Here is a 12,531-nt window from a genome sequence, read left to right as displayed (position 1 = left end):
ATCAGTCTTTCGGCAGATCCAGCATCGCGGTGAATTCCGCTTCGGCGGCCAGCTCGCCTTCGACGGTCGCGCGGCCATGGAACTTGAAGATCTTGCCGCCGCCCCGCTTGGTCTCGATATGCAGTTGCAGCTGGTCGCCCGGCACCACCTTGCGGCGGAACTTGGCGGCGTCGATACCCATGAAATAGATCAGGAAGCGGCGGTCCACCAGACCCTTGGCAACCCCGACCATCACGGCCGCGGTCTGCGCCATGGCCTCGATGATCGTCACACCCGGCATGATCGGCGTGCCCGGGAAATGGCCCTGGAAATGCGGCTCGTTCATGGTCACGTTCTTGATGCCGACCGCGCTCTTGTCGCCGTCGATCCTTTCGACCCGGTCAACCAAAAGGAACGGGTAGCGATGTGGAATGATCCGCTGGATCAACTGGATGTCGGCGCTGGCCAAACCGTCACTCATCTACCGGGTTCCTTTCGTTGTCCGGGCGCAATACCAACTCAATCCCGAGGGAACAAGCTGACCTATTCCTTTGGGGCCCCTTCCGCCCCGTCCCCGAGACGGGCGTCCATGGCTGCGACCACGTCGTCGGTCACGTCGATCGAATCGGCCGAGATCAGCGCCACGCGCCGGTCGATCACCAGCAGCGCGCCGCGTTGCCGCGCGACATCGGCCAGGACCGAGCCCAGTGCGGCCGCGAAGCGTTGCTGCTCGGAATCGCGGAACGTGTTGAGGGCACGGGATTTTGCTGCCTGCTCGGCACGGATCTTCTGCACCTTGGCGTCGAAGGCATCGGCGCGGGAGCGGAACTCCTCCACCGGAAGCGTCGGGCGTGCCTCGGTCAGCGCCTGCTCTTCCGCTTCGAGATCGGCTTCGATCTTGCGGTTCTCCGCCGCCAGCGCCCGGGCCCGGTCCTCGATCTCGGCGGTGACCCGCTTGCCGAACAGACTCTCGGAAAACAGCCGCTCCTGATCCAGCGTCAGGACCTGAGAGGGCACATCCTGGGTCGTCGGATAGCCCAGACCGGGGGGCGGCGCGGTGGCGTCCTGCGCCCGGGCCGGTCCGAATGCCGGAGCGGCCAGAACCAGGGCCAGGGCCGCGACACGCAAAAGGCGCGGCTTCAGATGCATCGTCCTAGAACCGTGTCGAGATCGACAGATCGAAGGACTGAACCCGGTCGTAGTCCTGCTTGTTCAGCGCCTTCGAGAAGTTGAACCGCAGCGGCCCGATCGGGGTGCTCCAGAACACCGACAGCCCGACCGACGAACGGACATGGAAGCCGTCATCGACCGTGTCGGTGCCCGTCGCGCCGCCATTCACGTTGTCCAGCCCCCAGAGCGAGCCGACATCGAAGAAGGCGCCGCCGGAAATCCCGTATTCCTCGGGCAGGCCGAGCGGGAATTCAGCCTCGAGCCGCGCGACGAAGTAGTAGTTGCCGCCCAATGCGTCCTGGTTGCTGACCGCCATGTCACGCGGCCCGATCCCGGCATATTCGAAGCCGCGCATCTGCTGCGAGGTCAGAAGATAGCGGTCGGTGAACCGGCTTTCGCCGTCCAGCATGTAGAGCGCGCCGCCCTCGAAGGTCGCCCGCAGGGTCACTTCTTCATTCGCCACCCGGCGTTCGGCCGCGGCCTGAAGCGAGGTCTTGATGAACTTGGAGTTGCCGCCAAGGCCGCTGAAGTCCTGCCCGAAGCGCAGCAGGATTCCGCCGCGCGGGTCGAGACCGCCGGTGCGGGTGTCATAGGTGTATCCATAGCCCAGGCTCGAGGTCCAGGCCGGGCCAAGCGCCTCTTCCTGCTGCAGGATGAAGGACGAACCCGAGGCGGTCTCGGAAGGGTCGATCACGCCGTTCTGGTCGATGTCGCCATCATTGAAGCCGTCGGCATCGGAATCGCCGTTGTCGACATCGAAGAGTTCCGCATAGCCCAGCGTATAGCGCACGCTCAGGCGCCCGTTGTCGCTGATCGGGAAGGACAGCGAGGGCGAGAACTTGCCGGTCCGGGTGCTGAAGTTCGAGTTGTAGTTCTCGGTCTCGCGGTAGCTCAGCCCCAGCCCGCCGACAAGGTCGCGGCCCAGCAGATTCGGCTCGGTGAAGTTGAAGTTGAACGACGACGAACTGGAGGTCGTCAGCACCTCGAACCGAAGCCCCTGGCCGCGGCCAAGGAAGTTCGACTCGCTGAACGAGATGTTCACCCCGGCGCCGCTGTCCTGGCTGAACGACGCCCCGAAGGAAAGCGAGCCGGTATTCTGCTCTTCGACATTCACATCGACGACGACCTGATCGGGGGCGGTGCCCTGGCGGGCCTGCACATCGGTCGAGGAGAAGAAGCCAAGGGCCCGGATACGTTCCGAGGCCTCGCGGATTTCACGCGGGTTGAAGGGGTCGCCTTCCACGGTCCGGAACTGGTTGCGGATCACCCGGTCCAGCGTCGTCGCGTTGCCTTCGATGTCGATCCGCTCGACGAAGATCCGTTCGCCCCGGACGATGGCGAATTCGATGTCCAGCGTCGCGTCGCGGTCATGGCGGGTGACGCGGGGATCGACGCGAACGAAGCTCATCCCCTTCTTCAGTGCCAGCGCCTCGATCCGGCTGATGACATTGTCGACCAGCGCCGGGCTATAGGTCGCCCCGCGGCGAATCTTCAGCTGGCTTTCGAAGTCCTTCGCGTCGGCCTCGGGGATTTCCGAGACCACCGTGATCTTGCCGAACTTGTAGGATTGCCCTTCCTCGACATGGAAGGTCAGGAAAAAGGCGTTCTTCTCGCGCGAGAATTCGCTGGTCACCGACTTTGTCCGGAAGTCGATGTATCCGCGCGACAGGTAGAAATCGCGCAGCACCTGCTTGTCGAAGGCGATCCGCTCGGGAACGAAGGTGTCCTTCTGGATGATCTGCCGGAAAATGCCGGCCTGCTTGGTGCCCAGCACCCGACGCAGGCGGGCGTCGGAATAGTCGCGGTTGCCGACGAAGGACAGGCGCTCGACCTCGACCACCTTGCCCTCGGCAACCTCGAAGACCAGATCGACCCGGTTGCCCGAGCGGCGAATGATCTTCGGCGTCACGGTCGCGGCCAGGCGGCCCAGCGATTCATAGGCATCGACGATCGCGGCCGCGTCCTGCTCGGCCACCGCGGGCGAATAGACCTTGCGCGGCTGCGACCGGATGAATTCCATCACCTGATCGTCCTTGAGCCGCCGGTTCCCCTCGACATTGATCCGGTTGATGGTTGGATATTCGGTGACCCGGATCACCAGCGTGCCGCCCTGGGGCGAGAGCTCGACCGCCTCGAAGAGACCGGAATTGACCAGCCGCTGATAGGCGTCGTTCATCTGCCCTGCGCTGATCGGCGTGCCCCGCGGAATGCCCGCATAGGAGAGGATCGTGGCGGGCTCGATGCGCTGGTTGCCCTCGATCTTCACCGCGTTGAAGGAATAGCTCTGGGCCTGCGCGGCACCCGGAACCGCAGCGGCGCCGATGCTCAGCCCGAGGGCCAGCACGACACACAATCGCAATGCCAGATTTCGAATATGTCCCCGGCGCTCTGCGGCGCCTTTACTGATGCTCGTCATGGCCCCAGAACTACCTCGCCCGCGATATACGTTCTAGATGTTGAGTATCGGGATTATCAAAGGTTGTCAAAAGGCGAAGACCGCCCGATCGGGCGGTCCGTCATGTCGTTTCCGGATGATTTCGGATCGGCGCGCGAGGCGCCCCGGCAACCGAATGCGGCCGCCCGGCTCAGAGCATCGAGCCGATCAGCCCGCCCAGCACCAGCGCCAGCAGCAGCGCGGTTGTCGTCAGCAACCTGTCCACGTTCAGATCAACCAGCAGGGAAAAGCTGCGATAGCCTTTGGCGATGGTTTGCATGACATCCTCGTCGATTTGCGGTTTAGCTCGCTCTGCCAACGAATTACCGCGCGATTATGGCATGATTTGGGCGCGAATGCCGCGTCTCGGCGGTGTTTCGCGCCGCGGCTTTCGGGCAACACCTCTGGCACGACAGGCGGCGTGACGCGCCCCGGCTCAGGGGCAGCGCACGTCGTTGGTCAGACCGAAGATCATCAGCGACAGGACCAGCACCAGCCCGATGGTCATCATGATCCGCATCGCCTTTTCGCCGGGCGCCTTGCCGGTAACGGCCTCCCAGGCCTGAAACACCAGATGCCCGCCATCGAGCACCGGGATCGGGAACAGGTTCAGCAGGCCGATCGCGGCCGACAGGAAGCCGATGAACATGACGAAGGAAGCAAGCCCGGCCGCCGCCGCGTCGCCGCTGGCCTCGGCAATGCCGATCGCGCCCTGGATGTTGCACGAATCGATCTTGCCGGTGACCATGTGGCCGATCCCGGAAATCGTCGTCACCAGCACTTCCCAGGTCTGCTTGACGCCGAATTCCGCCGCCTTCCACGGGCTGGGATATTCGGTCTTGGCCTCGTAGAGACTGCCCGAGGTCAGGCCGATCAGGTAGCGGGTCTCGAACCCGCCACCGCCGGTCGGCAGGTCCATCTTGCGCGGCACCAGGGTGAAATCGAAGGTCTCGCCATCGCGCCACACCTTGATCTGCATCGGCTCCCCTTCCGAAGCGCCGGTCAGGTCACGCAATTCGCTGAAGGTCGAGATCGGCTTGCCATCGACACTCAGGATCACGTCGTCGGGCGCAAGGCCGGCATCGGCGGCGGCGCTGTTGGGCATGACCGAGCCGACCAGCGCCGGGAACAGGTTCGGCGCCGTGACCAGCATTTCCGAGCCGTCGCGCTCGACCAGATAGTCCAGCGTGGCCTGGTCGGGCAGATCGGCCAGCGCCTCGGCGGCGGCGGTTTCGTCGCGGACATCCTTGCCATCGATGGCGAGGATCCTGTCACCGACCTTCAGGCCGATCTCTGCCTCGGCCGGAAACGGATGGATTTCGGCGATCGTCATCGGCGAGACCGGCACGCCCTGCGAGAAGATCAGGGCCGAGAAGACCACGAAGGACAGAAGGAAATTCGCCAGGGGTCCGGCAGCGACGGTCGCGGCCCGGGCCCAGAGCGGCGCCCCGTGGACCGAACGGCGGCGGGTCTGTGCGTCCATCCCGGCCAGCGCCGCATCGTCACGGCCCGAGGCGGCGTTCGAATCGCCGACGAACTTGACGTAGCCGCCAAAGGGAATCGCCGCAAGCTGCCACTTGGTCCCGTGCTTGTCCACGCGGGAGGCCAGCACCGGCCCGAAGCCCAGCGAGAACACCTCGGCCCCGATACCTGTCCAGCGACCGACAAGGTAATGGCCCAGCTCGTGCACCGTCACGATGACCGACAGCGCCACCACGAAGAACACAAGCGTCCAGACGCCGCCTCCAAGCATCCCGAACAGCGATTGAAAATCCATTATACCTGTTATCTCCGTAACGTGGCCTCGGGTCGCCCTTTGCCGGTCATTCGGTGCCGGTCATTCTTCGGCGGTCTGTCTCATGGCGATGGCGCGCGCCTCTGCGTCGATCCGGGTGACGTTATCAAGGGAAAATCGGTCAATTCCAAGGCTTCCCTCGCCGGACATCCGATCAAGAACGCGTTCCACCAGCGGCGCCATGCCGGTAAAGCCCAGCGTTCCGGCCAGAAACCGGTCCATCGCGGCTTCCTTGGCGGCGTTGAAGGCGGCCCCGGCCAGCCCGCCCTCGGCCATGACCTCGCGGGCCAGGCGCAGGGCCGGAAACCGCGTCTCGTCCGGGGCTTCGAAGCTGAACCGGCCGATCCCGGCCAGGTCGAGCCGGGCCACCGGAAGCGGCCGCCGTTCCGGCCAGTTCAGCGCATAGCCGATGGCGTGGCGCATGTCGGGCGGGCCGACATGGGCGATCAGGCCGCCGTCGTTGTGCCCGACGAGGGCGTGGATCATGCTTTCGGGATGGACGATGACCTCGATCTTCTCTGGCGCGATCCCGAAGAACTCATGTGTCTCAATGACTTCCATGGCCTTGTTGAACAGGCTGGCGCTGTCGATGGTGATCCGCTGCCCCATTTCCCAATTGGGGTGGGTGCTGGCCTCGGCCACGGTCACATGCGCCATCCGCTCGGCGCTCCAGTCCCGGAACGGCCCCCCGCTGGCGGTCAGGATCACCCGCTCGACCGAGGCGATGTCTTCGCCCTTCAGGGCCTGGAACACCGCCGAGTGCTCGCTGTCCACCGGCAGAACCGTGGCACCGTGTTTCCGCGCCGTCTCGATCACCAGCGGCCCCGCGGTGACAAGGCTTTCCTTGTTGGCCAGAGCCAGCGTCGTGCCCTGTTCCAGCGCCCGCAGTCCCGGCAGCAGCCCGGCCGCGCCGACGATGGCCGACATCGCCCAGTCGGCAGGACGGGAGGCCGCCTCGGCGATCGCCCCTGCCCCGGCCGCCGCCTCGACCCCCGATCCGGCCAGCGCCGCGCGCAGTTCGTCCAGCAGTTCCTCATGCGCGGTGACCGCGATTTCGGCGCCGAGACGCCGCGCATCCTTTGCCAGTCGCGCCACATTGCGCCCGCCGGTGAGGGCCACCACATGATAGCGGTTGGTCTCGCGGCCGATCAGATCCAGCGTGGATTGCCCGATCGAGCCGGTGGCGCCGAAGATCGAAACCCGTCGCATCGGCTAGAACCGCACCTCGGGCACATCGACCAGCAAGGCGACGACCAGCATCGCCAGCGAAGCCCCCAGCAAAGCGTCGAACCGGTCCATCAGCCCGCCATGGCCGGGGATCAGGTTCGAGGCATCCTTGACGCCATAGCGCCGCTTGACCGCGCTTTCGCCGATGTCGCCCATCTGGCTGACGAAGGCCACGACCGAGGAAATCCAGATCAGGTCCCGGCCGGCATCGGTGAAGGTCAGAAAGACCGCCCCGACCAGCGCCGCCGCGACCCAGCCGCCGATGATGCCGCTCCAGGTCTTCTTGGGGCTGATCGCGGGCCAGAACTTGGCGCCGCCCAGGGTCTTGCCGACGAAATAGCCGGCGATATCGGTGGCGATCACCACCCCGACCAGCCAGAACAGCCAGACCATGCCATAGGTCATCCGGAACTCGGCCAGCCCCCAGGCCGCCAGGCCGATCAGCAGGGTGACACCGCCGAAGGTCTTGAAATCGCGCTTCAATGTCAGGTCCCAGGCGACGGCCGGCAGCATCAGCACCGGCACCACCGCCAGGTCGGGCACCAGCCGCGCCGCCGCCACCGAGAGCCCGGCGACCAGCCCCAGCAGATACGCATCGGCCCCGGCCTCGGGCACGATGATCCGCGCCAGTTCCCAGGCCATCACCCCGGCAGCCACCACCGCCAGGGTGGTGAACCAGAACCCGCCGGCCCAGATGCAGCCCAGGCCAATGGCCGCCAGAGCCGCGCCCGAAGCGATCCGGGGCAGAAGGTCATCCCATTTCGACGGGCTGCTCATCCAGGCACGGCGCCGAACCGCCGCTCGCGCCCGGCGTAGCTGGCGACCGAACGGGCAAAGGTCTCCGCGGTGAAATCGGGCCAGAGCGTGTCGATGAACTCGTATTCGGCATAGGCCGATTGCCAGAGCAGGAAATTCGAGATCCGCGCCTCGCCGCTGGTGCGGATCACCAGGTCGGGGTCCGGCAGGACATAGGTGTCGAGATATTTCGCCAGGCTCTCGGCATCGACCTTTTCCGGGTCCAGACGTCCGGCCTTCACCTCGCGCGCAAGGCGCTTGGTGGCGCGGGCCACCTCGTCGCGGCCGCCATAGTTCAGCGCGATGGTCAGGTGCACGCGATCGTTGTCGCTGGTCATCAGCTCCAGATCGTCCATCAGCCGGACCAGCTTTTCGTCCAGCTTGATCCGGTCGCCGATGAAGCGCACCCGGACGCCCTCCTTGAACAGGGACCGCGCCTCGCGGGTGATGTAGCGGCGAAACAGGCTCATCAGCCCGGCCACCTCGGTCTGGGTGCGTTTCCAGTTCTCGGTCGAGAAGGCGAAGATCGTCAGATAGCGGACGCCGAGATCGGGGCAGGCCTCGACGATCTCGCGGACCCGCTTGGCCCCGGCGTGATGGCCGAACAGGCGCGGCTTGCCGCGGGCCTGCGCCCAGCGTCCGTTGCCATCCATGATGATGGCAACATGGCGCGGGCCACCTTTGGCGCGCTCGGTTGTCAGGTCCATCGGTCGTCCTTTCGGATCGACAGGTCCACTCAGACCTGCATGATCTCTTGCTGCTTCGCCTCCAGCGCCTTGTCCACGACGCTGATATACTCGTCGGTCAGGGCCTGAACCTCTTCGGTCCAGAGCTTCTGATCGTCCTCGGCCATGCCCGCGGCCTTGGCCTTCTTGATCTGGTCCATGCCGTCGCGCCGCACGTTGCGCACCGCGACCCTGGCATGTTCGGCATATTGTGCCGCCACCCGGGTCAACTCGCGGCGACGCTCTTCGTTCAATTCCGGGATCGGCAACATGATGATCGTGCCGTTGAGTTGCGGGTTGATCCCGAGACCCGACTCGCGGATCGCCTTCTCGGCCTTGCCGACCAGCGCCTTGTCCCAGACGTTGATCGTCACCATCCGCGGTTCCGGCACGTTCACCGTGCCGATCTGGTTGATCGGCGTCGGGCTGCCATAGGCATCGACCATGATCGGTTCGACCATCGAGGCGCTCGCCCGTCCGGTGCGCAGCGACGCGAATTCGTGGTTGAGGTTGTTCATCGCCCCCTCCATCCGCCGCTTGAGATCGTCAAGGTCGATATCGAGGTCGTTTTCGTCTGCCATCAATCCACTCGCCAGTCCTGTCCGGGTTCTGTCGCCCGGCGCCGGGGTTATAGCCTCAACCCCAGCCACTTGTATAGGTCTGCTGACTGCCGGCGACAGGGTTTGAAGACCGGAAGATGCCGGCGGCGGCGCTACTTCGCGGGCTCCGGCAGGATCACCGTCCCGTCCCAGGAAACGTCCTGTCCGGCCTCTTCGGCAGCGGGAAACAGCGTCACCGGCACCGGGCATATCCAGCCCGGCGGGCAGGACCGGGGGGCCGGGTCGCCCAATGCCTGGGCCGTCAGCCCGAGCGTCACGCCGAAGGCCAGCAGACCCCTGGCCAGCCGCAGCTTGAAGGACTTGCGCATCATCGTCGCGTTCCTCGTGTCACGCCCCGCAGGCCCGACAGGGAATGCCGGGCTCCGACCTCGGGTCATGATGGCCCGGGAATGTGCGAATCAGAGGGCAGGCACGCGGCGCAATTGCGGCGTCAGGGATGGACCGTCGTATAGGTGCCCTGCCCGGCCAGGATGCCCCTGAACCCGCCGGGTTCGTCCAGCGAGAAGACGATGATCGGCAGCGCATTGTCGCGCGCAAGGGCGATCGCGCTGGCATCCATCACCGCCAGATGCTTCTGCAGCACCTCGTCGTAGGTCACCCGATCGTAGCGCTTGGCATCGGGGTTCTTCTTGGGGTCCTTGTCATAGACCCCGTCCACCTTGGTGCCCTTGAAGATCGCCTGGCAGCCCATCTCGTTGGCCCGAAGGGTCGCCGCCGTGTCGGTGGTGAAATAGGGATTGCCGGTGCCGGCGGCGAAGATCACCACCCGCGACTTCTCGAGATGGCGGATGGCACGGCGGCGGATATAGGGTTCGCAGACTTGGTCCATCGGGATCGCGGAAATCACCCTCGTGTGGATCTTAAGATCCTCCAGCGCCGCCTGCATGGCCAGCGCGTTCATCACCGTGGCCAGCATCCCCATGTAGTCGGCGGTGGCCCGCTCCATCCCCTGGGCGCTGCCCTGCAACCCTCGAAAGATGTTGCCGCCGCCGATCACCATGGCGATCTCGACACCCATGTCATGCACCGACTTCACCTCGGCGGCGATCCGCGCCACGGTGGGCGGATGCAGGCCATAGCCCTGGTCGCCCATCAGCGCCTCGCCGGAGATTTTCAGAAGCACACGGCTGTATTTCGTCGCGGGGGCTGCGGCGGTCTCGGTCATGTTGATCCTCTGGGCATGGCGGACGGATTGGCTGTTGGCCGGCACAGGGCCCGGCCTCCGGGCCGGGCGTCTGGGCATGGCGGTTGCGCGATGCGGCGAAAATGTCGGAAAAGGCGTCAAGGTTCAACGCCCGATCTCGGGAAAATGCCCCTGCCGCCGGGGGAACATGAGGAATACCCCGCAAGGTGCTGGAAATAATTGATAATATTCCACACGACATGCCGGTGCTGATCGCCGGGCCGACCGCCTCGGGCAAGTCGGCCCTGGCGCTGGCGATTGCCGAGCGGCAGGGCGGAGTGATCGTGAATGCCGATGCGCTGCAGGTCTATGACAACTGGCGGATACTGACGGCGCGGCCCGGCCCCGGGGATCTGGCCCGGGCGCCACATGCGCTCTATGGCCATGTCGGCCCCCGGCAGAGCTATTCGGTGGGGCACTGGCTGCGGGACGTGGCGGCGCTTCTGGACCGGGGGCCGCGGCTGATAATCACCGGCGGCACCGGGCTCTATTTCACCGCCCTGACCGAAGGGCTGGCCGAGATCCCCCCGACCCCGCCCGAGATCCGGGCCGAGGCCGACCGGCGGATCGCGGCGGGTGAACTGGACGCGATGCTGGCAGAACTCGACCCGGTGACAGCGGAACGGATCGACCGGTTGAACCCGGTCCGGGTCCAGCGTGCCTGGGAGGTGCAGAGGGCCACCGGGCGGGGTCTGGCCGGGTGGCAGGACGACACCGGCCCGCCTCTGCTGCCGCTGTCGCGGGCCCGGGCACTGCTGGTCAACGCCCCGCCCGACTGGCTGGCCCCCCGAATCGCGGCGCGGTTCGATGCCATGCTGGCCGCCGGTGCGCTGGAGGAGGCGCGGCAGAACCTAGCCGACTGGGACCCTGCGCGGCCTTCCGCCAAGGCGATCGGCGGACCCGAGCTGATTGCCCATCTGCGCGGCGAGATGTCGCTCGACTCGGCCCGCGATCTGGCCATCATCTCGTCGCGGCAATATGCAAAGCGACAACGCAGCTGGTTCCGATCGCGCATGAAAGACTGGCCAGCACTGTCAGGCTCGGCTATCCCTGAGTCTTCGCAGGCCTGAATCCGGCGCCCCGGATTGCGGCTGCGTCCCGAGGACCATCCCCCGACAAGAGGTCCCCGGACCGACGAAAAGGATACTGCACGTGGCGACGAAACTGCCCAGCTTTCTGCAACGCCCGACCCCCGCCCCGGTAAAGAAACTTGGCAAGACGAGTGCCGACATCGCCACTCCGAAGCCGATTTTCCGGAGCAAGCCGCCGGTTCTGCTGACCGGAGCGGCGCCGGAGCTGAACGCCAGGCAGAAGACAAGGCTGCAGGAACAGGGCGCCCGGTCGGGAACACCGAAGCCGGCCCCGCAGGTCACCCAGAAATCGATCTTCCGCACGGCGCCGCCGGTCCTTGTCGGCAAGGCCGCCGCCCCCGACCGCAGCGCCGCGGCGGCTCCGAGAAACGCGACCGAAGCCGGTCAGGAAGACACCGAGGACCGGCACAAAGTCGGTTTCCGCCACCGGACCGATCCGACCGGCCGGGTTGCCGCGACGCTGGCGGCCCCGAAGGTCGCCCCGTCGCGCCCGGCCAGGCGATCCGGCAAGCGCCCGGAAGAGACGACGCCCCCCGATCCGGGCAACCGGTTCCGGATCGTCGCCCTGCCCCGGCTGGCCAAGGGCGGGCGCTGGCGCACCGAGGCGATGCGCAGCTATTCGGCCCCGGTGCTGATCTGGTTCACCTGCGGTCAGGGCCGGATCACGATTGCCGGGGAAACCCGAGGTTTCGGCGCCCATAACGCGATCTTCCTGCCGCCCGGCACCATGCACGGGTTCGAGACCACCGCCCAGATCTTCGGCAGCCAGGTCACCTTCCCGCGCGACTTCGCCGGGATGCTGCCCGACCGGCCGCATCACCTGCGGTTCCGCGACGCGACCGAGCAGAACGAACTGAGCCAGATGATCGACAACCTGCAGCGCGAACTGGATCGCGAGTTGCCGGTGGCCGACAAGGCCCTGGCGCATCATGGCGGGCTGCTCTCGGTCTGGCTGGAACGGCAAATCCTCAAGCGCGACCCGGAAGACAGCCCGCAGACCGCCGCAAAGCGGCTGGTCGCGGCCTTCACGGCGCTGGTGGAAGAGGATGTCAGCGCCGCCCATTCGGTCGGCGATTTCGCCGCAAAGCTGGGGGTCACGCCGACCCATCTGACCCGATCGTGCAAGGCCGCCTGCGGGCGTTCCGCGCATGAAATCCTGTCGGACCGGGTGTTCTACGAGGCCCGCAGCCTGCTGCGCGAGACCGACTGGCCGGTCAAGCGGATCGCCGAGACGCTGGGCTTCACCTCGCCGGCCTATTTCACCCGCGCCTTCCAGAAGGCCACCCGGGAGACCCCGACCGCTTTCCGGCGCCGCCGCTGAACCGACCTTTCGCCGGAACCGGGAAACTAATCCGAAATTGAGAGGACTTTCTCGCCTTGCCCCCCTTGCAAGCCGGAGCAGGTCGCTTTTCAATAGTGGATATGTCGCATTTGTGCTACGACACGGCGAAAGCCGACCTAGACGATCTGCCCGGTTCCGTTCTCAATGACGGAAAAAGGACCGATCCTCCA

The 12,531-nt window shown here is 65.9% G+C and carries 13 protein-coding genes; 2 read left to right on the top strand and 11 right to left on the bottom strand.

Annotation, left to right across the window (positions count from 1 at the left end; genetic code table 11):
* Nucleotide 1: 1 nt before the first annotated feature.
* The 11 genes from fabZ to pyrH form a co-directional block, all read right to left on the bottom strand.
* Nucleotides 2–460, bottom strand: coding sequence for a 3-hydroxyacyl-ACP dehydratase FabZ (gene fabZ, locus NUW50_RS05955; protein ID WP_258288145.1), 459 nt, complete (start codon nucleotides 458–460; stop codon nucleotides 2–4).
* A 62-nt stretch (nucleotides 461–522) separates the two neighbouring features.
* Nucleotides 523–1,128: an OmpH family outer membrane protein gene (locus NUW50_RS05950; RefSeq protein ID WP_258288144.1), complete on the bottom strand. Its 606-nt coding sequence runs from the start codon at nucleotides 1,126–1,128 to the stop codon at nucleotides 523–525.
* Nucleotides 1,129–1,132: 4 nt separating this feature from the next.
* On the bottom strand, nucleotides 1,133–3,565 hold the full coding sequence (gene bamA / locus NUW50_RS05945; RefSeq protein WP_258288143.1) for an outer membrane protein assembly factor BamA: 2,433 nt from the start codon (nucleotides 3,563–3,565) through the stop codon (nucleotides 1,133–1,135).
* Between the two features lie 169 nt (nucleotides 3,566–3,734).
* Nucleotides 3,735–3,863: a hypothetical protein gene (locus NUW50_RS05940; protein WP_258288142.1), complete on the bottom strand. Its 129-nt coding sequence runs from the start codon at nucleotides 3,861–3,863 to the stop codon at nucleotides 3,735–3,737.
* Nucleotides 3,864–4,019: 156 nt separating this feature from the next.
* Entirely contained in the window at nucleotides 4,020–5,360 is a 1,341-nt protein-coding gene (gene rseP / locus NUW50_RS05935) for an RIP metalloprotease RseP (protein WP_258288141.1), read from the bottom strand.
* Between the two features lie 60 nt (nucleotides 5,361–5,420).
* Nucleotides 5,421–6,587, bottom strand: a complete 1,167-nt coding sequence (gene dxr, locus NUW50_RS05930) for a 1-deoxy-D-xylulose-5-phosphate reductoisomerase (protein ID WP_258288140.1) — start codon at nucleotides 6,585–6,587, stop codon at nucleotides 5,421–5,423.
* Between the two features lie 3 nt (nucleotides 6,588–6,590).
* The gene (locus NUW50_RS05925; RefSeq protein WP_258288139.1) at nucleotides 6,591–7,382 is read right to left on the bottom strand and encodes a phosphatidate cytidylyltransferase; all 792 of its coding nucleotides are present in this window, start codon (nucleotides 7,380–7,382) and stop codon (nucleotides 6,591–6,593) included.
* Nucleotides 7,379–8,107 carry a polyprenyl diphosphate synthase gene (uppS, locus tag NUW50_RS05920; RefSeq protein ID WP_258288138.1) on the bottom strand — a complete coding sequence of 243 codons (729 nt, stop codon included), beginning with the start codon at nucleotides 8,105–8,107 and terminating at the stop codon, nucleotides 7,379–7,381. The genes NUW50_RS05925 and uppS overlap by 4 nt, the downstream gene beginning before the upstream one ends.
* A gap of 29 nt (nucleotides 8,108–8,136) precedes the next feature.
* Nucleotides 8,137–8,706, bottom strand: coding sequence for a ribosome recycling factor (gene frr / locus NUW50_RS05915; protein ID WP_258288137.1), 570 nt, complete (start codon nucleotides 8,704–8,706; stop codon nucleotides 8,137–8,139).
* Between the two features lie 131 nt (nucleotides 8,707–8,837).
* Entirely contained in the window at nucleotides 8,838–9,056 is a 219-nt protein-coding gene (locus NUW50_RS05910; protein WP_258288136.1) for a hypothetical protein, read from the bottom strand.
* Between the two features lie 119 nt (nucleotides 9,057–9,175).
* Nucleotides 9,176–9,910 carry a UMP kinase gene (gene pyrH / locus NUW50_RS05905; protein WP_258288135.1) on the bottom strand — a complete coding sequence of 245 codons (735 nt, stop codon included), beginning with the start codon at nucleotides 9,908–9,910 and terminating at the stop codon, nucleotides 9,176–9,178.
* 218 nt (nucleotides 9,911–10,128) lie between these two features.
* Here pyrH and miaA point away from each other — a divergent pair, with 218 nt between their 5' ends.
* Together miaA and NUW50_RS21415 are read left to right on the top strand one after the other, a co-directional pair.
* On the top strand, nucleotides 10,129–10,998 hold the full coding sequence (gene miaA / locus NUW50_RS05900) for a tRNA (adenosine(37)-N6)-dimethylallyltransferase MiaA (RefSeq protein ID WP_258288313.1): 870 nt from the start codon (nucleotides 10,129–10,131) through the stop codon (nucleotides 10,996–10,998).
* An 82-nt stretch (nucleotides 10,999–11,080) separates the two neighbouring features.
* The gene (locus NUW50_RS21415; protein ID WP_258288134.1) at nucleotides 11,081–12,340 is read left to right on the top strand and encodes a helix-turn-helix domain-containing protein; all 1,260 of its coding nucleotides are present in this window, start codon (nucleotides 11,081–11,083) and stop codon (nucleotides 12,338–12,340) included.
* Nucleotides 12,341–12,531: the final 191 nt, after the last annotated feature.

The organism is Frigidibacter sp. ROC022 (genome assembly GCF_024723735.1).
Taxonomy (GTDB): Bacteria; Pseudomonadota; Alphaproteobacteria; order Rhodobacterales; family Rhodobacteraceae; genus SLM-1.
The sequence above is the reverse complement of the archived record's forward strand: the minus strand, read 5'-3'. Positions and strand labels throughout refer to the sequence as shown.